The sequence below is a fragment of the Corynebacterium sp. c25Ua_47 genome (genome assembly GCF_039907205.1).
Taxonomy (GTDB): Bacteria; Actinomycetota; Actinomycetes; order Mycobacteriales; family Mycobacteriaceae; genus Corynebacterium; species Corynebacterium hiratae.
In genome coordinates this window covers 126,602-148,190 of the sequence record NZ_JASBOH010000005.1, presented here as the reverse complement: position 1 = coordinate 148,190, position 21,589 = coordinate 126,602, and the positions used below count along the sequence as shown (strand labels likewise).

Sequence of the window (21,589 nt, the reverse complement as noted above, 5' to 3'; positions counted from 1 at the left end):
TCTGGGCAACCCCTTGCCCATTGCCTCACATTGTGGCTTACTGGTGGCACGCTGTCCACCGCTTAAGGAGGCGGTGGAGTACTTCGGGGGGAAGGACTTTGACATGCGCGTACCTACACGCGTCGTTGACACCGGGCTGTCGTCATATCGGGAACCAGCGCCACCACTGCCGCAAGGCAGCATTGATGCCGAGGCCGTGCCGGAGGCGGCCCGTGCCCAGCCCGTTCCGTTGGTTCGCCTGCTTATGCCGCTGGTCATGATCGCGGCCATGGTGGGCATGGTGGCGCTCATGGTTCTCGGCGCGGGTGATGCGCGCCGGATAAGCCCCATGAGCCTCATGTTCCCGCTCATGATGCTGGCCAGCATGGCCATGATGTTCAACCCGCAGGGAGGCGGGCAGGATCCGGACGAAACTCGCCGGACGTACCTGCGTCACCTCAAGGCGCTGCGGGAGGAAGCGCTAGAGCGCGGGGCGGCGCAACGTGCGCACGAGGAACACCGCAACCCTGACCCCGAACAGCTTGGCGCGCTGATTCCCACCCCGCGGCTGTGGGAGCGGACGGCAGATGCCCCGGATGCCCTGGAAGTGCGGGTGGGGACGGGGCCGATGGCACTGTGCACGCCGATCAATGTTCCAGATTCGGGTGCCGCAGAAGACCTCGACCCAGTGTGTGCGGTGAGCCTGCGCCAGACCGTGCGCGCGGTGGGAACGCTGGCGGATATGCCGGTGGTCATCCAGCTCCAAGCCTTCCCTATCGTGGGGCTGGCCGGTGCGGATGCGCACGGTATGGCCCGCGCGCTGCTGTTGCACCTGGCGGTACTGCATGGCCCGGAAACCGTGGGCATTGAGTACCACGGGGAGAGCTGGGAGTGGCTGAAGTGGCTGCCGCACTCGAGGGATCCGGAGAGCGCTCAGTTTCGTATCCGCGTCGTGGAGGAGGACCACCGGCATAGTGGTGTACTCGACAAAGAGGGAGCGTCGGAAGACGCCCCGACGACCACCATCGCCGTGGGTGTCACACCTCATTCGCCGCTGGGCCGCCGTGCGGAGGACGAAGGCATTTACCTGCGGGCGGAAGGCGCGCTGTCCGTGGTCACCGCCGCGGGGGAGGAGAAGCTGGGTAGCTGCGCGCTTGTCGACGTTTCCACGGCCCTCCTCCACGCCCGCACGCTTGCGCCCTATCACCGCCCCTTCGGCGGCGATGCTACGGCAACGCCACGGCACGGTCGCGATGCGGACCTCCCTGTGCTGCTGGGCTACCGGGACGTGGATGCGCTGCAGGCCTCCGGCATGTGGCAAGGCCGCAGCCCGGTCGAACGCCTGCGCGTGCCCATCGGTGTGGACGAGTCCGGGCAGGCGGTGGTGCTCGACCTGAAGGAGTCGGCGCAGGGCGGCATGGGCCCGCATGGGCTGTGCATCGGTGCTACGGGCAGCGGAAAATCGGAGCTGCTCAGGACACTCGTCGTGGCCTTAGCCGCCACGCATAGCCCGGAGGAGCTCAACCTCGTGCTCGTGGACTTCAAAGGTGGGGCGACCTTTCTCGGCTGCGAGGAGCTGCCGCACACCTCCGCCGTGATTACCAACCTGGAGGAGGAATCTACCCTGGTGGAGCGCATGTACGATGCCATCTCCGGGGAGATGAACCGCCGCCAGGAGCTGCTGCGCAAGGCGGGCAATTTTGCCAATGTGGGCGAGTTCAATGCTTCCGCTGCCGCGGTGGCGGAGCACGGGCCGCTGCCGGCGCTGGTCATCGTGGTGGACGAGTTCTCGGAACTGTTGGGCCAGCACCCGGACTTCGCCGAGCTTTTTGTCGCAGTGGGAAGGCTCGGCCGCTCACTACACGTGCACCTGCTGCTGGCCTCCCAGCGCCTGGAAGAAGGGCGCCTACGGGGATTGGATTCGCACCTGTCCTACCGCATTGGCCTGAAGACATTCTCCGCCGGGGAGTCCCGCCAGGTCCTCGGTGTGCCCGACGCCTACCACCTCCCCGCCCAGCCGGGATCCGGCTACCTCAAGACGGATGCCGATGCCCCCACACGTTTCCAGGCCTCCTATGTGTCCGGCCCGGTGACGCGCCGGGTAGCGCTAGAAGATGATGCTTCCGCACAGCACACGGCGCGCCTAGAGCTTTTCACCGGGCACCGCGTGGTGGAGGAGGACCTAGACTTCGCAGTACTCGTGGACTCCTCGAGCACCCTCCTTGACACCGTGGTGGGGGCTGCCCGGGACGAAGCCGCCGGGCGCGGTCAATCAGCGCGGCGAATCTGGCTGCCGCCCTTGCCCGCCGTGGTGGAGCTGTCCAGTGTCGCCGCTGTGCAGGTAGAATCGCCCGGCGCGGGCGGCGGGCTGTGCGCCGAGGTGGGGCTTATCGACCGCCCCTACCACCAGCGCCAAGACCTACTCACCGTGGACTTCACGACGGGTGGCGGGCACCTGGCCCTGTGCGGTGGGCCGCAGTCGGGCAAGTCAATGGCGCTGCGCAGTATCGCCTCCGGAATGGCACTGCGGCACTCGCCGGACCAGGTGCGCTTTTATGTCATCGACTTGGGTGGCGGACAACTGCAGGTTCTGGAACGGCTGCCCCACGTGGCCGGGGTGGCCGGCCGCGAGGAACCGGAGAAGGTACGGCGCATCGTCGACGAAGTCGCTGGCCTCGTGCGTCGCCCGGAATCCCGCCACACCTTCCTGATTGTGGATGGCTGGCACCACATTGGCACCTCTGGGGCGGATTTTGAAGATCTCGCCGAGCCGATTACTCAGCTGGTCGCAGATGGTGCGTCCTCCCACGTACACGTCCTGATCGCGGCGGCGCGGTGGACCAGCCTGCGGCCGTCAATCCGGGACCTTATCGCGGCGCGCCTCGAGCTGCGTCTGGGTGAAGCCATGGATTCCCTCATTGACCGCAAAGCACAACAAAAACTCCCGGCAGCGCCCGGTCGGGGCATCACGCTGGCGGGGGAGAACCTGCTCTTCGCTGCGACGTCCCCGCAGGATATCGCTCATATCTGTGGAGTGCATGCGGACGCCCAGCCGGTCCCGCCGTTGAAGATGCTGCCCGCCCTGCTCACCGAGCTTCCCCAACCAGCCGGGAGCCCACCAGCCGGGGTGGCTTGGGGAATTGGCGGGCCGGACCTGGACCTTCTGACGTGGGATCCGACCACGCAGCCCCACCTCGTGTGCATTGGTTCTCAAGGTTCCGGTAAGTCGCAGTTCCTCAGCGTGATTCTCGCCGGTATCAGCCAACTGAACCGGGAGGAAGCCCGCCTCGTGGTTATCGATGAGCGCCGGGCACATTTGGGGACGCTGGATGAGGAGATGGTGGCGGTCTACGGGGCGTCGGCAAGCGCGGCCACCCAGGCCATCCTCGATACCGTCCGCACCTTAGAGCAGCGCCTTCCCGGCCCCGAGGTCACTCCCGCGCAGTTGGCCGCGCGGAGCTGGTGGGAGGGGCCGGATATTTACCTTGTCATCGATGATCTCGACTTGGTCAGCGACATTGCCCTGGCACCACTTGTGGAGATTCTCCCGCACGCCCGCGATGTGGGCCTGCACCTAGTGCTCGCACGCAAATCAGGAGGAATCGGGCGCGCGCTGTTTGGGCAGTTCCTCTCGGCAGTGCGCGACCTGCAGCCAGCACTGCTGCTTCTCGACGCCGACCGCGACGAAGGCGCCATCTTCGGCATCAAACCAGTAGCGCTGCCGCCCGGCCGCGGCCAATGGGTCGTGCGTGGGGCACCCCAAGGCCTGGCACAGGTGTATGTGCCGGACACCGACACACCAGAAGAACCACCACACACCACATCCAGCAAGGGAGATAACCAATGACCGCGACTCATGCACTGCGCACACCGTCGACTACGCCAGAGACCACACTCGTTATCACGGTGCTCGACGCCGCCACGATCTATGAGGGGCCGGAGACGATCTACCGCTATGACTTACCCGGCACTGGCATCGCCGAAGGCTGGGCGCTCGACGCCGTCCTTGACCAGGCAGAAAAGGTCTGCGGGGCGGAGTGGCCGGAGGTAAGCGCCGAGGTGGTAGCGGATCCATCCGGTACGGACATCACTGACGAGGCAGTGAGCATCCTGCGCCGCCAACTCACCGGTGCAGGCGCGACGGTAGTGGAACCAGAACCATCGCCGCCGGTGGTGGAACAAACACCGACTCTTACAAGGGCGGTTGTGGACGGGCACGACGAGGGCCATGCAGACACCGTGACAGCTGAGCGGCCGCGAGCCACGCGCGCGCGACGATCCCACCGTGCGGCACCACATCGCTTCTCCGCGCTCGTGGGAGGCATCGACCCCTTCTATATTGCCATCGCGGTCATGGTGCTCGTCGTGGCCGGAGTGTCCTGGTGGGCCGTGGGACGCAAAGACGCAGCCTTAGCAGCCGCGACACCACACCAGACGGCGGTAAGTACTTCCAGTGCTGCCCATTCGCCGGGTACGGCCCCGACCCAGAGCTCGGACGCGCCGACTGAGGAGGGCGGGACGCAAGGCTCGCCCGGGGATACCGGCAGTGCGCAGCTGCGTCCGGGCCAACAAGCCATCGACGTGGAAGGGATGTCCTTGGTCTTGCCACAGGGTTTTCGTACCAGCGTGGAAGATGGGCTCGTTACCGCGGCCGGTGAGGATCCCAACCTGCGGATCCTTGTCGCTGCAGATCCGCTTTTCAACGTGCCCGTTGACGTCCTTTTTGCGGAGATCAAGGAGCAGATCGAATCCGATCCCGCCCTCCGTGATCCGGTAGAGGAGTCCGGGCGGCTGACCTATACCGAGGACCCCGGCGATGGCTCGCGGGTGACCTGGATGATGTGGGAGGACAAAGGCCACCAGATGTCCGTGGGCTGCCACACCAAGTTCGAGCCCAACGTGGTGCAGAAGGCAGCGTGCCGAATGGCGGCGGAATCGCTGGTTAAGAAGGACTAAGCAGCGGCAAGCCAGAAAAATTAAAAACTTTGAAACCGGTGGGAACCGATGCGCCACTAACTCAGTCCAATAAGGGTGAGAAGGACACAGGGTGCTTCTCGGGGGGAAAGAAACACACATCAGGCCCCGTAGTAAAAGGGCATGCCCCAGGTAGGGAACAAAGAAAGGGAGAGAACAATGACTCAAACGTTCCGCACAGAAGCCGACGTAATGGTGGCCACCGCCGGCCGCGTCGACTCCACCAATGACGAGGTACAGGGTGAGCTCACCCGTCTGCAGGGAGTTGTGGACTCCGTCCGCGCCAGCTGGGCAGGCCGCGCGCAGGTTTCCTTTGACAACCTGATGCAGCGCTACAACTCCTCCGCACAGCAGCTGCGTGAGGCACTGACCGCCATCAGCGACAACATCAGGGACAATGCCCGAAACTTTGATTCGGTTGAGGCAGATAACGCCCAGTCCTTCGACAACGTCGGCGGCGCGGGCCTGGCCCTTTAAACAGAGCCGCAGCCTCCTATAGCCGTACGCACTGAACCACACACGAGCACACAGAAGATAAGGAACACGCAATGTCTGGAATTAAGTATCAGTTTGGCGCCATCGCTGGTGCCGCCGCCGACATCAACTCCACCTCCGGCCGCATCAACGGGCTCCTCGGTGACCTTAAGGCCACCCTGCAGCCGATGGTATCGACATGGGAGGGAGAAAGCGCCGCCGCATATAACGCGGCGCAGGCCAAGTGGGATAAAGCTGCCGCCGAGCTCAACACGGTGCTAGCGACCATCTCCACCACGGTGTCCCAGGGCAATGACAATATGAGTGACGTCAACCGCCGCGCCGCCGCTAGCTGGGGCTAAACCGTCTCGACTGCGGGTCTTTCGCTAGGAGTATGGGCGCAGTCTTCCATCACCATTCACAACCATGAGCGGTGGGTGGCGTGGAGGAAGGCGTGAAGGGCTAGGAGAGGGGGTGCAGTCAATGGAAGGGCTGGACGCACCACCTCACAGTCAGCACTTTCTGCCCACCTAGTGAAAGGCGCCGGTATCGCTTCTCATCAACGTTTCTGTCTCTACCCCCACCCCGAAGTATCTGGGGATGGAGGCGTTGGTGAGGGGCGATATCGGCGTTTTGGGTTTTCAAACAGCCTCATACTAAAGTGAAACACCTATGTGTCCGCACCCGCGTCTACGTGGGTGCGCGCGTGCTGCAGGTCTCCACCGGCCGCTGTATGTACCGCGTAGGGGCTTACATAGCGTTGGCCGGCAGTTCCGAGACAGACTTTCAAGGAGTCATTTTGTCTACTTTCCACCCGAAGAGCGGTGACATCACCCGCAAGTGGTACGTCATCGACGCTACCGACGTGGTTCTGGGCAAGCTTGCTTCCACCGTGGCTGACATGCTGCGCGGTAAGCACAAGCCCCAGTACGCACCGAACGTTGATTGCGGCGACCACATCATCATCCTGAATGCGGACAAGATCCACATTTCTTCCAACAAGCGCGAGCGCGAGATGCGCTACCGCCACTCCGGCTACCCGGGCGGCCTGAAGTCCATGACCCTTGGTCAGTCCCTGGACGCCAACCCGGTTCGCGTTATCGAGGAAGCTGTGAAGGGCATGATGCCGCACAACAAGCTTTCCAACGCCTCCATCAAGAAGCTGCACGTTTTCGTGGGCGAGGAGCACCCGTACGCCGGCCAGAAGCCGGAAACCTTTGAGTTTAAGCAGGTGGCACAGTAATGACCGAGCAGAACATCGACAACAATGTAGCCGACGCTGCCGACATCGCTGCAGCAACCGCCGCTACCGAGGAGTTCACCAACACCATCGGTGATTCCCTGGCAACCGACACCGAGGCTGAGGTTGAGACCGCTGCCCCGGCTATCCACGAGGGCCCGATTCAGACCGTTGGCCGCCGTAAGCGCGCCATCGCTCGTGTCCGCCTCGTCGCTGGTTCCGGCAACATCTCTGTCAACGGCCGTGCCTTTGACGAGTACTTCCCGAACAAGCTGCACCAGCAGGACATCCTGCAGCCGCTGACCATCCTCGAGCGCGAGGGCCAGTTTGACCTCAAGGTCACCGTCACCGGTGGTGGCCCGACCGGCCAGGCCGGCGCCCTGCGTCTGGCTATCGCCCGCGCACTGAACATCTACAACCCGGCTGACCGCCAGGCCCTGAAGAAGGCTGGCCTGCTCACCCGTGATGCTCGTGCCGTGGAGCGCAAGAAGGCTGGTCTGCACAAGGCACGTCGTGCCCCGCAGTACTCCAAGCGTTAATCTTCGCGCATACTGCATTTTCGAAAGCCGCTGCTTCCCTTTCGGGGGAGGTGGCGGCTTTCCCCGTTCGGGCAGCGCACTGGTGTGATTCTCCTTATACTAAGCGGCGTGAAAGTCATTCTTGAGAGCGCGCGGGACGCACTATCAGTCCCCTTGGACGCAGCAAAGCTGCTGTGGCGGTACCTGCCGCAGCTGATCACGGTGATTTGCCTGTCGCTGGCCGTGCGCGCGGCGGTGCTGTGGTTGGCGGTGGTTATTTCTGAGTATTCGCCGTTGGCCGCCACGCTCATCTTCCCCTTTGCGCCGCTTTCTGTGATGACCGGCGTCATCGTGTGCTTTTGGATCATGCAGCCGTCCATGGAGTTCTTTGGCGGCGAGACCCGCTTTAGCAAACTGGATAAGACCACGCTGCTGACCGTCGGTGGCCTCCTCATCCCGTTCCTTACCGTGTATTCCTCCCACGGCCTGTTGCGGGATGACGCGCGGACCTTTGTCTACGACTCCGTGACCATCGAGGTGGCCACTAGCTTTCTCGATTATGATTTCGGGCGCTCGTTCATAAACTCCGGATGGCTATTTGCAGGGTTTCTCATTTCTATCGTGGTGCTGCGCAAACTCATTGGTGCGCTGCAGTTGGGGGAGCGCGCCTTTGGCGTGGCCACTGCGGCGGCGTACCTGGAGGTGCTGTGGATGGCCACGGCGTCGCTAAGTATCACCAGCAATTTTGAGAAGGTCCGTGTGTGGATTCTTAGCCGGCAAGGCATTGGCCCCGTGTGGGACTCTATTGTCACGGCGAAGGATTGGATCGTCGCCCACACCTGGGTCATTGGTGCGGTGATTGGGTGGCTGTGGAATAACGCGGCGCAAATCGGCAACTTTATCGTCGTGCCCTTCGCATGGCTGACCCTCGGCGCGGTGGTCTACAACACGAGCCTGACCAGAGAGAAGGACAGTTCTGAGCCGGACACGTCAGGCGAGGAGGACGCGGTACCGCCCCTGCAGACGGTAGCCGATGCCCCCATCGAAGGTCCCGCCGAACGAGGAAAGCTCTCCCCGCATGCCGAGCAGAAGATGTGGGCCGATTATGGGCGTCGCTATTCGGAAGCAGCCTTCCGAACGACGCGAGACATGCTGGACAACGCCGCGCAGCCACTCGTCGGCCCCTTCCGTAATGCGTGGCGCAATTTCAAGACGCTGGCAGTCGCCGGTGCGGTCCCCATGCTGACCTTCTGCCTCGTCTTCGTCTTGGCTTCGGGCGCTGAGCTGGGCGTAATCTATGCCCTGCGTGCCATCATCAAACCGCTGGCGCTGGGGACCATCACCATTGGGCTTGAGCCTTATGTGCTGGTCCTTGCCCGAGCCGTGTACTTCCTCGTTGCGCTCCCGCTGGTGGTAGCCGCGCTGGACCGCTTCCTCAACGCTGAGTACGCCGAGGCGGAGGACGCAGATGAGAGCACCGACGAAAACCAAGGCGAAGAGCCGGACGCTGAATCTGCCGTCCCAGCGAGCCAGGCGGGAGAGAAGTAGGTGGAATCGGTGACACAGACTACTGAGCACACTCAAGCCGGTGACGTGGATCGCGCAGAAGCCACGACCGATCCTGATACCCACATCAGCGCGCGCAAGCTGAACATTCTCACCCTGGTTGTCGCGGTGGTGTTGATTGCTGGCGGGATTACGGTTGAGCAGATCAACAGGCGCGGGTCCAGCGAGGAGCTGGCGCGTCCGGACCTGCGGGAGGACCACATCGTGAACCTGCGCCCTGAGACCGCGGACGTCTTGCCGGAGGCCTTCATTGAGAAGATCGCCCTGTGTACCGAAGCACCGCTGCAATCCGAGAATGCTCTGCTAGAAGGAGCCCACGGCTATTCCTGCAAGCCGTGGCTTACCAAGGAGCAGGACGCTGAGGGGCTCATGACATTCCATAGTCCGCGGGACATTGTCATTGGGGAGGAGGCCGAAGAGATGTACAGAGCCTTGCCCGACTATCAGGACGATGCCTTCCAGACGTCGACCCGTACTGTTCGCGAGGCGAATGGTTCCGCCCCGGAAGTCCTCGTCAACGAATGGGGCAAGGATGGATTCGGCGGTGGCGACATTTTCGTCTACTACCCAGAAGAGAAGGTAATGGTGTCGTGGCCGTGGAACAAGACCGATCCGGGCGCGGAGGACGTTGAGGCGGTTGTCCGCGCAGAAGGCTTCTAAGCGCCTGTGCGCAGGCGCACCTCATAAGGGGCGCCCCAGGTGACGAATAATTCGGAAGGCTCGAAATCGGCGTTGGTGACGAAGTAGTACGTCATCTCCCATTCAGCCGGCCGCGCGCTGGGCTCGGGGAGGATATTGGCATCTAGTTCGAAAGGATTGATGGCCATCGGCCCCGCAGCCCCTTCGGGTTCACAGAGGTTGGGGAAGGCGGCGGGCATATCGGTCGGCACGTCCTGCGGGGACAACACGAGGCGGACAGGTTGCTCGATCCCTTGGCCGTCACGGAGCCCGACCTCGCATCCTTCAAGTGGGCTTTCCGGATCCGCATGCCAGTCCACGGTGGCCTTGTAGAGTGCGGTGTCCCCGGGGAGCGCAGGGGGATCCATGAGGTTCTTGTCGGCATAAAGGGAGCCGAATTCGGAGGGGTCTGCCCTGTCGATGGCGGCCAGGGTGACCGTCGCCGAGCGCTGGGCGGTGTCCTGGTCTAGCTGATAATCAAAGCTGAACTCGGCGGGCTCTTGCTTGGTGGCCTCGACGGTCGAATGGACCGACAGCGGTCGGTATCCGTGCACCATGACGGAGGAGGAGGCCGCCACCATGATCGCGAGCGCCGGAAGAGTTGCTGCCCACCACCACGCCTTCGAGGCCTTCTTCGATGCTGTGTCTTGGGACGTCATGCTTTAACCTCCACGGCTGTGTGAAGTTCCTTGCCCATGGGGACCGGTTGTTGGTGGAAGTCGCCGAGGAGATTCTCCACCTCTAGCGCCAGCGTGGCGGGGCCCAGCGAATCCTCTGGGAGTACAAAGAGACTGGTACATGTCATGGGGAGGGAGACGACCTCGGCGTCGCATTGCGGTGTGGTCGTGCGGAAAACACGGCCCTCGGAGTCTTCTAATTTCAGGCTCAGGGGGTAGGAGTGAGTGCGCTCCAGCGTGAAATCGACGGCTACTTCATACAGCTCACTGAGCTCCTCGCCCTCGGGCAGAGTACCGGTGAATTCCGCGTAGTCTCCAGACGCCAGCGGGCGAGTGTGGACGTCTACCTGGCTAATGCGGGTGTGCCCGGGTATTTCGTCGGTGTACTCAAAGTGGGAGAATTCCACCTCGCGCGGATCGGGCATCTGGTCACTAATGAAGATGCCCAGGGAGGTGATCGCTGCGGCCACGGCGATCATGGGGACCTTCTTGCGGTTGAGCAGGGGCAGGGAGGAAGATTTGCGGTGGGTCATGCCAACTCCATCTCTGCTACGGGGGTGGGGTCAAACCAGCGGTAGGACATGTCCAGGCTGGATTTGCGCACCGTCAGATCGTTGAGAACAAGCGCTGTTCCGGGGGCATCGTCGACGGTGATGTCGACGGCGAAGGGAACCCCGGGGTTGGGCCTGGTCACCGCCCCGTTCTCCAGTGAAGGCGCGATGGAGAACTGCTCAAAGGGGATAGGCTCACCATTGCGGGTAAGGCTAAACATCTGTTGGTAGTCCGTGAAGGCGGTGTCTTGGGTGTTGAGGAACGTGGCGGTGACGTGGACTTGGCTGGCCTCGACGCGGGGCTTATCGACGACCACCTGGGCCTGCTGCAACTCCACCGTTTCGCCCGGAGCGATGACTGCAGGTTCTTCCGTTTCCGCGGGCTCGGTATTTCCGAGCACCAGAAATAGCGCTGCGACAACGAGTACCGCCATGTTGAACTTGGTGAGCACACCATCGGTGAGGGCTTTGAAGAGTTTCACTCCCTTCGACTCCCTCACGCGAGTCAAGCCTTTCGCATAGGACATGGTGATTATTCAAGCAGAGGACGGCCCAGCGCGCGCGTTAACTGGGGAAACTCCCCACCGGCCCTGCTCACAGGGCAGAAGGTGGGAAGAAGTCTACACAACAAGAACGAGCCGACCTGCGCCAGGCAAGGGGGAGCGGGCATAATAAACAACTATGACTCGACTTTTTGGAACCGATGGAGTTCGCGGCCTCGCGAACAAGAAGCTCACTCCCATTCTGGCTTTGCGCCTAGGGCAGGCAGCGGCGGAGGTGCTGACCTCGGACCGGGAGTCCTACGAGCGCCGCCCGCTGGCGATTATTGGGCGCGACCCGCGTGTGTCGGGCGAGATGTTGGATGCGGCGATTGCCTCGGGCTTGGCCTCACGCGGCGTCGACGTCGTGCGCATCGGCGTGCTGCCGACCCCGGCCATCGCATTCCTCACCGATGATTTTGGGGCGGACCTCGGCGTGATGATTTCCGCCTCCCACAACCCGATGCCGGACAATGGCATCAAGTTCTTTTCCGCGGGCGGCAAGAAGCTGCCGGATGAGGTGGAAGACCGCATCCAGGCTGCCATGGACAACCTCACCGACGGTGGGCCCACGGGGACCAAGATTGGTCGCATTATTTCGGAGGCCCCCGACGGCCGGGAGCGCTACCTCAAGCACCTAGCAGAGGTCGTCACCACGGATCTGAGCGGTATCAAGGTTGTCGTCGACACCGCAAACGGTGCTGCCTCCAAGGTTGCTCCGCAGGCCTATGAGGCAGCGGGCGCTGAGGTCATTGCTATCCACAACAAGCCCAATGCCTTCAACATCAACGAGGACTGCGGTTCGACCCACATTGAGAAGACTCAGGAGGCCGTCGTCGAGCACGGCGCTGATCTGGGCCTGGCCCACGACGGTGACGCTGACCGTTGCCTAGCCGTCGATGCTGAGGGCAACGTCGTTGACGGTGACCAGATCATGGCGATCCTCGCGGTGGGCATGAAGGAAGAGAACGACCTCCGCTTCAACACCCTGGTGGCCACCGTGATGTCGAACCTGGGGCTGAAGCTGGCGATGCAGGAGCAGGGCATTGAGGTCAAGGAAACCGCCGTGGGGGATCGCTACGTGCTGGAGGAGCTCAACCGCGGTGATTTCTCCCTGGGCGGCGAGCAGTCCGGTCACGTCGTGCTGCCGGATGATTGCACCACTGGCGATGGCACACTGACGGGACTGTCCATCATGGCGCGCATGGCTAAGTCCGGCAAGACCCTTAAGGAGCTGGCCTCCGTGATGACGGTATTGCCGCAGGTGCTCATCAACGTGCCGGTGTCCGATAAGGCGGTCATCCTCAATGCCCCCGAAGTCAAGGAAGCTATTGCCGCCGCCGAGGCAGAGCTTGGTGATACGGGCCGCGTCCTGCTGCGCCCCTCAGGCACAGAGGAGCTCTTCCGCGTCATGGTGGAAGCAGCTGAAAAGGAGCAGGCACGCAAGGTAGCGGGCAAGCTTGCTGCCGTCGTTGCCGCTGTCTAGTTCTACCCGCATAATCGCAACCCTGGGCCTTTGGCCTGGGGTTTCTTCTTTTTCTGCGCGGTGGGGGAACCGGCGGGTGGCTTTCTCAGTCCAATAAGAGCAGGAATCACTGTTTGTTGTGGACAAGAAGGAGGGCGCACATGCCCGACGTATTTTTTGATGAGGAGGAAGCCACGCGGCTTCTCGACGACGTCATGGACCAAGCCCGCGCCCAAAGTGACGCACACCGCGGGGACAGACCGAGCTTTGCCCCGTCTTCTGCGGGGCGGGATTTTAGCGGGCATGGGGCGCAGATTCAGGCGTTGTTGAGTCGGCTACACGAGCGCGGTGCGTGGCGCTTGGAGAACATATCGGCCACCGCGGGCGCCGCGCGTGAGCAGGTGCGGGCGTTTGGCGACGTCGACCGTGGCCTCGCTGGCCAATTCGGCAGCCAGGAAACGGGGGCGAACTGATGTCCACGATGATCAAGTCGCTCTTGGGCGATTATTCACAGGTAGTCTCCCAGTTTCAGGCTGCGAGCCTTGGCGGCTACTCCGGTCCCAGCACACCGATTGATTTGTTGGGGGACATGGTGGGTTCCGTCGACGGGATCAACCCAGGAGAGCTCGTGACGCATACCGCGTCGGCGATGGGCGCGCGACGTCCACTGCGCGGCGGCAATGGTCTGCGGGATTTCCTCCTTGGCACGGTGCTGTCGCTGGCTGGGGGAGCGATCATGGATCACCTGCGCGGCGTGCAGGATGACTTTGAGAAGGAAAGGGACGAAGCCGATGATCTGGTGGAGTCCGCGCAGCAGTGCTCCGAGGCCATCGAAGACGTGGTCAGTGTTTCCGAATCTGCCGTAGCGGAGTTGATTTCTGCAGTAATTCCGCTGCTGAATATCTTGACCATGTTGCTGCAGCGGCACCCGTTGGGCAAGGCCATCGTCCCAGTTATTTCGCGCATTGGCGGTGACCTAATCGACCAGACGAATGACACCATTTCGCAAACCTGTCGGGACCGCGACACTGCCATTGAAAATTGCTACGGCGAGTTTGAAAAGCGCTGCACCGAGGTATGCGAGCGGGAGCTGCCGGAAACCCCGCCTGAGCCTGAATGCGGTTGCGAGGAGAAGCCGAAGGAGTGCCCACAACCGGATCCTGAGCCCTGTGAACCGACGAAACCTGTGAGCCCCGCAGAACCAACGGCACCGGCGCAAGCCCAGCCAACGCCACCGGCGCCGACAGCGCAGCCCGCTCCACCGCAGCAACCAGTCGAGCCGGAACCAGACAAACCGGTGGCACCGCCAGAAAAACCTGCGCCAACCCAGCCCGCAGGGGTTTCGGAAGAAGAATGCCCGCCGGCTGAGGATAAGCCTCGGCCAGCGAAACCGAACACGCCGCATACCGTGCCGACTGAGCCCGCAGCGCAAGCGCAGCCCACACCCGATTCCACCGCAACAGAAGAAGAGCACAAGCCGTGCGGGTGCCACGCGGAGAAGGAGTCGCAGCAGTCTTGTACCTGCACTGAGCAGCCGCGCGACGTGGGAACCACCACGCCGGCCGACGCCGGGATAGAGGCACCCAGCGAGGTTGACGTGCCCACCGCACCCGTGCAAGCGGAGGTGACTGACTGCCCAGAGGAGGCGGTGCAGGAAGTCGAAGAGGTCGAGGAGCCTGACGAGCCTGTAGTAGCTGAAGACTGTGAGGAAGAAAGCGGCGAGAGTCCTAACGCGGAATCCTGTGAGTGTAAGCTGGAGGAATCCTGCTGCGGAAGTCTGGGCATCCTAGGCGTAGGAGTTGCCATTCTGGGGCTTGGGCTGCTGGCTGAAGCCGCCGTGGATTTCATTGAGAACCTACCGGAGCCTGAGCTGGAACCTGCGCCTGAGCCCGAACCAGAACCAGAGCCGCAGCCGGAACCGGAGCCAGGTCCACCGCCGGCACCAGAACCAGCCCCGGACAACGGAGTCACGCCACCACCGCCAGAGCTAAATAACGTTCCGGAGCCAGAAGCTCCACCGGAGAAGCTGGCGCATATGCAGGCAGCGGAAGCGCCGGCACCGGCACCAGTGCCGGAACCTGCACCGGTACCAGCCCCTGAACCGCCCCCTGAGCCAGCGTCTGGGCCGGCTCCCGGCGCGGGAGCCGCACCAGAAATGACACCGGAAACGGCACCGGAAGAAAGCTCAGATTCCCCATCCGTACAGGCGCGAAAGGCAGGGCAGTGGTAATGCCGCACAATGATTTCGATGAGTTCGCACGCGGATTCCGTGAGCGCACAGCCGCACGGCTGCTGGAGTTTGAGAAAGCGATGGCTAAGGCACAGGACGAGCTTGAGAAGTCCGCTCAGCGCGCGGCCCAAGCCCAAGCGCACACACATGCGCCGCACGCACCTACGCCGGGGCGAAACCCAGAGTCTAGGGGCGTGCCGCATAGTCAAGCTCAGGGACAGGGCCGGGGCCGGCCGCGCGGTCAGGTGCAGTCGGTGCTCAGGCGCAGCTGAATCAGCAGCGAGAAACAAGTCTGGTTCCTCGCAGCCACAGGTGATACCGTGAGGTGACTGCCTACTGCACGTATCAACCAGGGTGAGGAGAATGCCGCATGACAACAGTGCCTTGGCTTCATGACGTCCTGTGGGGCGTTCTTCCCATGCTGTACCTCTTGGTGGCTTTTGTTGTGCTTGGCATTGAGATTAAATTCGACAGAGAAATGTCCCATATAAAGCTGTGGACGGCCGCTCAGTTGCTTCTGCCGGGCATTGCACTTATTGCCTGGTATTTTCTTGAAGTCCCTAAGTTAAAACAACTAAAGCAGGACGACAACTGATCGTCCTGCCATAGTTAGGAAAAGCCGCGCTGTGAAGCGCTATTTCGTTGGAGCTTTATTTGCTGTACTCAAAGCCGGCGCGTTGAGCTAAGTCCTCGCCGGTGAAGCTCTCAACGCCCTTCGCGGAGGCGTCGGCATCCGCAAAGCCGTCATACTTGGATTCGCCAGCCAGGGTGGAAAGGAAGAAGCCGGTCACAAGGCCGCGGGCGGTCTCGACTGCGGAGCCCTGGAAGAAGCCGGAACCAAGTGCCAACTTGAAGAACTTATCCTCGCTGAAACCGGACTGCGTGCCCTTGGCAATCTCCCGGTAGGCCACCGGTCCGCCCCACGCGTTGGCCAGCTTTGCGGGGTTGCCGGCGCGGAAGATGTCATCCTGGCCCGCGCCGATAACGAGGCCGCGTGCTTTGACGGTGCGGGCAGCTTGAACGGCGGATGGTGAGGTATCAGCGGGGTAGAGGGCTGCGACGGCGCGGACCTTCGGGTTATCCACGGCAGCCAAGGTGGCTACGCCGCCGCCCATGCCGTGGCCGAAAACGCCCAGCTTGGAGGCGGACACCGAAATCTTGCCAGCGCCTAGCCTAACGCCCGCGGCAATCTGCAGGGCCGATTCGAGGTCAGCAGCCAGGTTCCGGTGCTTGGCAAACACACCAGTCTCCGTATCGGGAGCAACCACCACGATGCCCCAGCTGGCCAGGTGGCGCAGGGTGGCGTGGTAGTCCTTGATGCTCTTCGTCCAGTCGTGGGCAAACGCCACGGCGGGCAGGCCCTTGCCTTCAACAGGGGTGTAGACCTTGCCTTCTAGCCCTGCATAAGACAGGTCCCCAACGAGGACGCGGTGCGGGCCGCGCTTGGACAACGTACCGAGATGCTTCTTCAAATTCGCAGACACGCTTTACAGAATAGAGGAAAGCGTAGACAAAGAGGTGGACATGTACCAGATAGGTGGGGGAAGGTTTTAAGCACGATCCTTGCGGTTCGGCACGATAAATCATGCTGTAAAATTCCGTTCCATGTGTGGAATCGTTGGATACATTGGCCATAACACCGATGGTCGTGAGTACTTTGCCCTCGACGTTGTGCTGGAGGGCCTGCGCCGATTGGAGTATCGCGGCTATGACTCAGCAGGCGTCGCAATGTACGCCGATGGGGAGATCTCCTGGCGCAAAAAGGCTGGAAAGGTCGCTGCGCTGGAAGCTGAAATCGCTGCGCGCCCGCTGAAGGATTCCGTCTTGGGCATTGGGCACACCCGCTGGGCAACCCACGGTGGTCCAACCGATCTGAACGCCCACCCGCACGTCGTGGACGGCGGCAAGCTCGCCGTCGTGCACAACGGCATCATCGAGAACTTCGCCGAGCTTAAGAGCGAGCTGGAGGCCAAGGGCCATAACTTCGTGTCCGAGACCGACACCGAGGTAGCCGCCACCCTTCTGGCAGATGTGTTCCACAATGAGGCCGGCGGCGACCTCACCAAGGCTATGCAGCTGACCGGCAAGCGCCTGGAAGGCGCGTTCACCCTCTTGGCTATTCATGCCGAGCAGGCCGATCGCATCGTGGCTGCGCGCCGCGATTCGCCGCTGGTCATCGGCTTGGGTGAGGGGGAGAACTTCCTCGGCTCGGATGTCTCCGGCTTCATCGACTACACCAAGTCCGCCGTGGAGATGGACAACGACCAGGTCGTCACCATCACCGCGGATGACATCGAGATCACCGACTACGACGGCAACCCCGCCCAGGGCAAGCCTTTCGAGATCAAGTGGGATGCCGCCGCTGCCGAAAAGGGCGGCTTCAACTCCTTCATGGAGAAGGAAATCCACGACCAGCCAGCAGCAGTGCGCGATACGCTGCTCGGCCGCCTCGACGAGACCGGCAACCTGGTCCTCGATGAGATCCGCATTGAGGAGTCGGTGCTCAAGTCCATCGACAAGATCATCGTCATCGCCTGCGGCACCGCCGCTTATGCCGGCCACGTCGCGCGCTACGCCATCGAGCACTGGTGCCGCATCCCGTGTGAGGTGGAGCTGGCCCACGAGTTCCGCTACCGCGATCCCATTGTCAACGAGAAGACCCTGGTCGTGGCCCTGTCACAGTCGGGCGAGACCATGGATACCCTCATGGCAGTGCGCCACGCCCGCCAGCAGGGCGCCAAGGTGATTGCTATTTGCAACACCCAGGGTTCCTCCATTCCGCGCGAGTCCGACGCCGCCCTCTACACCCACGCCGGCCCGGAGATCGCCGTGGCCTCCACCAAGGCCTTCCTGGCGCAGATCACCGCGACCTACCTACTTGGCCTCTACCTGGCGCGCCTGCGCGGCAACATGTTCTCCGATGAGGTCAACTCCGTCCTGGATGATCTGCGTGCGATGCCGGATAAGGTCCAGGCAGTCATCGACAACGAAAAACAGGTCTACGATCTGGCCACTGCCATGGAGAACGCTAAGTCGGTGCTTTTCCTCGGCCGCCACGTCGGTTTCCCCGTCGCGCTGGAGGGCGCGCTCAAGCTCAAGGAGATCGCCTACCTGCACGCGGAGGGCTTCGCTGCCGGCGAGCTCAAGCACGGCCCGATCGCGCTTATCGAGGAGGGCCAGCCGGTCTTTGTCATCGTGCCTTCCCCGCGCGGTCGCGATTCCCTGCACGCCAAGGTCGTCTCCAACATCCAGGAGATTCGCGCCCGCGGCGCTATCACCATCGTCATCGCGGAAGAGGGCGACGAGGCGGTCGAGGCCTACGCCAACCACATCATCCGCATCCCGCAGGCACCGACTCTGATGCAGCCGCTGTTGGCTACCGTTCCGCTGCAGATTTTCGCCTGCGGTGTAGCCACCGCCAAGGGCTATGACGTAGACCAGCCGCGCAACCTGGCGAAGTCGGTGACCGTCGAATAGCGCTGAGCCCTCAAGTGGCACAATGGTGGGTATGTTAAAAACCACCGTTGACCTCAACGCTATTGCCCACAATGTTGCTCGCGTGAAGGAGGCGGTGGCCCCGGCCCGCCTCATGTGCGTGGTCAAGGCGGACGCGTACGGGCACGGTGCGCAGCGCTGCGCACCGGTCATGGCGAAGGCGGGGGCAGACGCCTTCGGGGTGGCCACGCTCGTCGAGGCCGTGGAGTTGCGAGGCGTCATCGAGGACCTTCCCATCGCCGCGTGGCTGTGGGAGCCAACGGAGGACCTCGCCCCAGCCCTTGCCGCTGGTATTCAGATCGGCATCCCATCTTTGATGCACGCACGAGCCCTCATCGAGGCTGCCGAAGCGCCCACCGAAGCCTTCGTGATGGTGGAAACGGGGATGCACCGGTCGGGCGTCGACAAGCATGCGTGGCAGGAGACCTTCCGCCTGCTTGCCGACGCCCCCCACATCACCGTCCTAGGCCTCATGTCCCACTTTGCCTGTGCGGACGAGCCGGAGCACCCGCACAATGATCATCAGGAGGCGGAATTCCGCCAGGCCCTAGCGCTTGCACGCGAGGTGGGGCTGGAGTGCCCGCTGAACCACCTGGCCAATTCGCCGGCGGCATTGACTCGCCCCTCAGCACGTTTTGAACAAGTGCGCGCCGGTGTGGCCCTGTACGGGCTTGAACCGGTGGCCGGGCTCGACCATGGGCTGGAACCAGCCATGACGTGGGAGGCTTCCGTTGTTGCTGTGAAGCCGATTTCGGCGGGGGAGTCCACATGCTATGGCCTGACCTGGACCGCGGATAGTGACCGCGAGCTCGCCACCGTCAGCGTGGGTTATGCCGACGGGCTGCCGCGCGCCTTTCAGGGGGCGCTGCAGGTAGGCATTGGTGGCGAGTTGTACCAGCAGGTGGGGCGGGTCTGCATGGACCAGATCGTCGTCGACCTCGGCGCGAACCCTCATGGCGTGCGCGCCGGGGACACTGCCGTTATCTTTGGGCGCGGCGGTATGAGCGCTACAGAATTGGCCGCGGCCGCTGGCACCATCAACTATGAAGTGGTGTGCCGCCCCACCGGGCGCACCACGCGCACCTATTGTGAAGGAGCTAACGATGCGCAGTGATTTTCCGCACGAAGGGCGCCGTGTGGCTGCTACCCCGGAGGATGCCCAGGCCTTTGGCGAAGAGCTAGGCGCGGCGCTGGAAGCAGGGGACTTGGTGATCCTCGACGGCCCCTTAGGTGCCGGGAAAACCACCTTTACGCAGGGCATTGCCCGCGGGATGCAGGTGAAGGGACGGGTGACGTCGCCGACCTTCGTCATCGCGCGCGAGCACCCTTCCCGCGTGGGCGGGCCGACGTTGGTGCACGTGGATGCCTACCGCTTGCTCGATCATTCGGATGATCCGTTGGGGGAGCTGGACAGTCTAGACTTGGACACCGAAATCGAGGACGCCGTGGTCGTTGCCGAGTGGGGTGGGGGCTTCATGGAGCGCCTGTCCGATGCGTACCTCGCCATCACAATCAACCGCGACTCGGACGATGACGTCCGCGTCTTTACATGGAAATGGGTGAACTAACGTGCTGGCTTTTCTTGCCGAACAGCCCCTGCTGACGCTCTTTCTGATCATGGCGGTGGGACTGGCCGTGGGCAAGATCAATGTCTTCGGCATTTCGCTCGGCGCCGCCGCGGCGATGTTCGTGGCCTTGGGCTTGTCCGCGGCGAACCCGGACATCGTGGTCCCCGCCTTTGTTTATCAGTTTGGCCTGGCCATCTTCGTCTACGTTATCGGCCTGAATTTTGGCCGCAGCTTCTTCGAAGATTTCCGCCGGCGCGGTTGGAAGATGTCCATGGTGGTCATCGTCTTCTTCTTCCTGCTCGCGGGGCTGGCAACCCTAGCGATGCGCCTCTTTGATCTGGACCCCGCGATCAGCGTGGGCACGCTGGCAGGTTCGCTGAGCTCGACGCCCGGTATGGCCGCGGTCGTCGAGGCCCTGGGCGGCGATAGCACCCCGGTGGTGGGCTATTCCTTGGCCTACCCTGGCTGCATTATCGGAACCATCCTGGTGGCGGCCATCGGCGCGAAGGCGCTGCGCGTGAATCACGTTGAGGACGCCCGCGCCGAGGGCATGATTGCGGAGCCGCTGGAGTGGCGGGCGGTGCGCCTGACCCGCGACTTTGACGCAACGGTAGGGGAGCTGCAGGAGGTGACTGGCGAGCGCGTCATCGCTACCCGCCACGTCAACAATCCCCACAACCACAACCTGGCCTACCCGGAGCTGCCACTGCGCGCCGGCATGGAGCTCTTGCTCAACGGCACGGCACCAGCGCTCGATAGTGCGATTTCCCAGCTGGGTGAGGAGATCCACCTCAACCTCCACGAGGAAGATGGCCTGGTCTACCGCCGCCTGACCGTGTCCAGCCCACGTGTTGCGGGCTATCAGCTCAAGGACTTGGACACTGTCAAGGAAGGCTTCCTCATCGCGCGCGTGCGCCGCGGTGACTCCGACGTCGTGCCGAACGAGGAAACCGTCCTGCACTACTCGGACCGTGTGCGCGTCATCACCGCGCCGGGCAGGCTTGACGACGTCCGCCGTTTCCTCGGCGACTCCGAAGCCAAACTCGGCAACGTCGATCTCTTCCCCTTTGCCCTCGGCCTCTTCATTGGTCTGCTCTTCGGTGCTATCCCGATTCCGCTGCCAGGCGGCACGACGCTGTCCTTCGGCTTCGGTGGCGGCCCCATCGTCGTCGGCCTCATCCTGGGCGCGCTGGGGCGCTCGGGCCCGATTAACTGGCAGCTTCCTTTCCACGCCAAGCAGACTATCTCCACGCTGGGCTTGACCTTGTTCCTGGCGGGCGTGGGAACGTCGGCTGGCGGCCAGTTCCGCGACGCCTTGTCGGATCCGACCTCCCTGAAGTATATGGGCGTGGGTATTGTGCTGTCGCTGGTCTCCGCCATCGGCATCGTCGCGGTATCCATGCTGGTGCTGCGCCTGAAGTTTGATGAGTCGATGGGCATCGCCGCAGGCATGACCACGAACCCGGCGATCATGGCCTACCTCAACCCCCAGACCGGCACCCAGCTGGCAGAGCGCGGCTATGCCACCGTGTACCCCACGGCGATGATCGGCAAGATCCTCATGTGTCAGGTCCTTGCCCTGTTGATCGTCTGATCCTTTTCTCGGCACCGGAAGGGCCGGTCAGGGTCGCTGCA

The 21,589-nt window shown here is 62.8% G+C and carries 21 protein-coding genes; 17 read left to right on the top strand and 4 right to left on the bottom strand.

From position 1 onward, the window contains the following. The first annotated feature begins 103 nt into the window (after window positions 1-103). From eccCa to QKE52_RS06480, 8 genes are all read left to right on the top strand, one after another. Window positions 104-3,826 (top strand): type VII secretion protein EccCa, encoded by a 3,723-nt coding sequence (gene eccCa / locus QKE52_RS06515; RefSeq protein ID WP_347948420.1) that lies wholly within the window; start codon window positions 104-106, stop codon window positions 3,824-3,826. Further along, on the top strand, window positions 3,823-4,935 hold the full coding sequence (locus QKE52_RS06510; RefSeq protein ID WP_347948419.1) for a type VII secretion-associated protein: 1,113 nt from the start codon (window positions 3,823-3,825) through the stop codon (window positions 4,933-4,935). The genes eccCa and QKE52_RS06510 overlap by 4 nt, the downstream gene beginning before the upstream one ends. A gap of 177 nt (window positions 4,936-5,112) precedes the next feature. Continuing rightward, window positions 5,113-5,430: a WXG100 family type VII secretion target gene (locus QKE52_RS06505; protein ID WP_046648440.1), complete on the top strand. Its 318-nt coding sequence runs from the start codon at window positions 5,113-5,115 to the stop codon at window positions 5,428-5,430. Window positions 5,431-5,501: 71 nt separating this feature from the next. After that, window positions 5,502-5,789: a WXG100 family type VII secretion target gene (locus QKE52_RS06500; RefSeq protein ID WP_046648439.1), complete on the top strand. Its 288-nt coding sequence runs from the start codon at window positions 5,502-5,504 to the stop codon at window positions 5,787-5,789. A 437-nt stretch (window positions 5,790-6,226) separates the two neighbouring features. Then, a complete protein-coding gene (gene rplM / locus QKE52_RS06495; protein WP_010189505.1) occupies window positions 6,227-6,670 on the top strand; it encodes a 50S ribosomal protein L13 in 444 nt (147 codons plus the stop codon). Further along, the gene (gene rpsI, locus QKE52_RS06490; RefSeq protein ID WP_046648438.1) at window positions 6,670-7,206 is read left to right on the top strand and encodes a 30S ribosomal protein S9; all 537 of its coding nucleotides are present in this window, start codon (window positions 6,670-6,672) and stop codon (window positions 7,204-7,206) included. The genes rplM and rpsI overlap by 1 nt, the downstream gene beginning before the upstream one ends. Window positions 7,207-7,314: 108 nt before the next feature. Then, the gene (locus QKE52_RS06485) at window positions 7,315-8,733 is read left to right on the top strand and encodes a hypothetical protein (RefSeq protein ID WP_070545921.1); all 1,419 of its coding nucleotides are present in this window, start codon (window positions 7,315-7,317) and stop codon (window positions 8,731-8,733) included. A 9-nt stretch (window positions 8,734-8,742) separates the two neighbouring features. Next, a complete protein-coding gene (locus QKE52_RS06480; protein WP_293777366.1) occupies window positions 8,743-9,411 on the top strand; it encodes a hypothetical protein in 669 nt (222 codons plus the stop codon). Here the strand turns inward: QKE52_RS06480 and QKE52_RS06475 are convergent. The 3 genes from QKE52_RS06475 to QKE52_RS06465 are packed head-to-tail and all read right to left on the bottom strand — an operon-like array spanning window position 9,408 to window position 11,184. After that, window positions 9,408-10,088 carry a hypothetical protein gene (locus tag QKE52_RS06475; RefSeq protein ID WP_293777364.1) on the bottom strand — a complete coding sequence of 227 codons (681 nt, stop codon included), beginning with the start codon at window positions 10,086-10,088 and terminating at the stop codon, window positions 9,408-9,410. The two genes, QKE52_RS06480 and QKE52_RS06475, sit on opposite strands and share 4 nt — an antisense overlap. Next, on the bottom strand, window positions 10,085-10,639 hold the full coding sequence (locus QKE52_RS06470) for a hypothetical protein (RefSeq protein WP_046648434.1): 555 nt from the start codon (window positions 10,637-10,639) through the stop codon (window positions 10,085-10,087). The genes QKE52_RS06475 and QKE52_RS06470 overlap by 4 nt, the downstream gene beginning before the upstream one ends. Continuing rightward, on the bottom strand, window positions 10,636-11,184 hold the full coding sequence (locus QKE52_RS06465; RefSeq protein WP_347948418.1) for a hypothetical protein: 549 nt from the start codon (window positions 11,182-11,184) through the stop codon (window positions 10,636-10,638). Before QKE52_RS06465 ends, QKE52_RS06470 begins: the two co-directional genes overlap by 4 nt. A gap of 154 nt (window positions 11,185-11,338) precedes the next feature. Between QKE52_RS06465 and glmM the strand changes: the two genes are divergently transcribed. The 5 genes from glmM (at window position 11,339) to QKE52_RS06440 (ending at window position 15,486) form a co-directional block, all read left to right on the top strand. Further along, a complete protein-coding gene (glmM, locus tag QKE52_RS06460) occupies window positions 11,339-12,682 on the top strand; it encodes a phosphoglucosamine mutase (RefSeq protein ID WP_046648432.1) in 1,344 nt (447 codons plus the stop codon). Between the two features lie 140 nt (window positions 12,683-12,822). After that, window positions 12,823-13,134, top strand: coding sequence for a hypothetical protein (locus tag QKE52_RS06455; RefSeq protein WP_053089098.1), 312 nt, complete (start codon window positions 12,823-12,825; stop codon window positions 13,132-13,134). Continuing rightward, window positions 13,134-14,891: a zinc metalloprotease gene (locus tag QKE52_RS06450; RefSeq protein ID WP_293777358.1), complete on the top strand. Its 1,758-nt coding sequence runs from the start codon at window positions 13,134-13,136 to the stop codon at window positions 14,889-14,891. The genes QKE52_RS06455 and QKE52_RS06450 overlap by 1 nt, the downstream gene beginning before the upstream one ends. After that, a complete protein-coding gene (locus tag QKE52_RS06445) occupies window positions 14,891-15,163 on the top strand; it encodes a hypothetical protein (RefSeq protein ID WP_071407382.1) in 273 nt (90 codons plus the stop codon). The genes QKE52_RS06450 and QKE52_RS06445 overlap by 1 nt, the downstream gene beginning before the upstream one ends. A 98-nt stretch (window positions 15,164-15,261) precedes the next feature. Then, window positions 15,262-15,486: a hypothetical protein gene (locus tag QKE52_RS06440; RefSeq protein WP_049157023.1), complete on the top strand. Its 225-nt coding sequence runs from the start codon at window positions 15,262-15,264 to the stop codon at window positions 15,484-15,486. A 55-nt stretch (window positions 15,487-15,541) separates the two neighbouring features. Here QKE52_RS06440 and QKE52_RS06435 read toward each other — a convergent pair whose 3' ends face one another. Continuing rightward, window positions 15,542-16,375, bottom strand: a complete 834-nt coding sequence (locus QKE52_RS06435; protein WP_293777355.1) for a dienelactone hydrolase family protein — start codon at window positions 16,373-16,375, stop codon at window positions 15,542-15,544. 121 nt (window positions 16,376-16,496) lie between these two features. Between QKE52_RS06435 and glmS the strand changes: the two genes are divergently transcribed. Genes glmS through QKE52_RS06415 form a run of 4 tightly spaced genes read left to right on the top strand, consistent with a single transcriptional unit; the run spans window position 16,497 to window position 21,548 of the window. Continuing rightward, window positions 16,497-18,368, top strand: a complete 1,872-nt coding sequence (gene glmS, locus QKE52_RS06430; protein ID WP_070511354.1) for a glutamine--fructose-6-phosphate transaminase (isomerizing) — start codon at window positions 16,497-16,499, stop codon at window positions 18,366-18,368. 31 nt (window positions 18,369-18,399) lie between these two features. Then, a complete protein-coding gene (gene alr, locus QKE52_RS06425; RefSeq protein WP_175973961.1) occupies window positions 18,400-19,500 on the top strand; it encodes an alanine racemase in 1,101 nt (366 codons plus the stop codon). Then, window positions 19,490-19,954, top strand: coding sequence for a tRNA (adenosine(37)-N6)-threonylcarbamoyltransferase complex ATPase subunit type 1 TsaE (gene tsaE, locus QKE52_RS06420; protein WP_070754639.1), 465 nt, complete (start codon window positions 19,490-19,492; stop codon window positions 19,952-19,954). The genes alr and tsaE overlap by 11 nt, the downstream gene beginning before the upstream one ends. A gap of 1 nt (window position 19,955) precedes the next feature. Continuing rightward, window positions 19,956-21,548 (top strand): aspartate:alanine exchanger family transporter, encoded by a 1,593-nt coding sequence (locus QKE52_RS06415; RefSeq protein ID WP_070511356.1) that lies wholly within the window; start codon window positions 19,956-19,958, stop codon window positions 21,546-21,548. Window positions 21,549-21,589: the final 41 nt, after the last annotated feature.

Excerpts from the sequence above, each read along its gene's own strand:
- glmM (WP_046648432.1), top strand. The coding sequence starts at position 11,339 with ATGACTCGACTTTTTGGAACCGATGGAGTTCGCGGCCTCGCGAACAAG.
- QKE52_RS06500 (WP_046648439.1), top strand. The coding sequence starts at position 5,502 with ATGTCTGGAATTAAGTATCAGTTTGGCGCCATCGCTGGTGCCGCCGCC.
- QKE52_RS06475 (WP_293777364.1), bottom strand. The coding sequence starts at position 10,088 with ATGACGTCCCAAGACACAGCATCGAAGAAGGCCTCGAAGGCGTGGTGG.
- QKE52_RS06455 (WP_053089098.1), top strand. The coding sequence starts at position 12,823 with ATGCCCGACGTATTTTTTGATGAGGAGGAAGCCACGCGGCTTCTCGAC.
- rpsI (WP_046648438.1), top strand. The coding sequence starts at position 6,670 with ATGACCGAGCAGAACATCGACAACAATGTAGCCGACGCTGCCGACATC.
- QKE52_RS06470 (WP_046648434.1), bottom strand. The coding sequence starts at position 10,639 with ATGACCCACCGCAAATCTTCCTCCCTGCCCCTGCTCAACCGCAAGAAG.
- QKE52_RS06465 (WP_347948418.1), bottom strand. The coding sequence starts at position 11,184 with ATGTCCTATGCGAAAGGCTTGACTCGCGTGAGGGAGTCGAAGGGAGTG.
- QKE52_RS06445 (WP_071407382.1), top strand. The coding sequence starts at position 14,891 with ATGCCGCACAATGATTTCGATGAGTTCGCACGCGGATTCCGTGAGCGC.
- eccCa (WP_347948420.1), top strand. The coding sequence starts at position 104 with ATGCGCGTACCTACACGCGTCGTTGACACCGGGCTGTCGTCATATCGG.
- QKE52_RS06505 (WP_046648440.1), top strand. The coding sequence starts at position 5,113 with ATGACTCAAACGTTCCGCACAGAAGCCGACGTAATGGTGGCCACCGCC.
- QKE52_RS06510 (WP_347948419.1), top strand. The coding sequence starts at position 3,823 with ATGACCGCGACTCATGCACTGCGCACACCGTCGACTACGCCAGAGACC.
- alr (WP_175973961.1), top strand. The coding sequence starts at position 18,400 with ATGTTAAAAACCACCGTTGACCTCAACGCTATTGCCCACAATGTTGCT.
- tsaE (WP_070754639.1), top strand. The coding sequence starts at position 19,490 with ATGCGCAGTGATTTTCCGCACGAAGGGCGCCGTGTGGCTGCTACCCCG.
- glmS (WP_070511354.1), top strand. The coding sequence starts at position 16,497 with ATGTGTGGAATCGTTGGATACATTGGCCATAACACCGATGGTCGTGAG.
- QKE52_RS06440 (WP_049157023.1), top strand. The coding sequence starts at position 15,262 with ATGACAACAGTGCCTTGGCTTCATGACGTCCTGTGGGGCGTTCTTCCC.
- QKE52_RS06450 (WP_293777358.1), top strand. The coding sequence starts at position 13,134 with ATGTCCACGATGATCAAGTCGCTCTTGGGCGATTATTCACAGGTAGTC.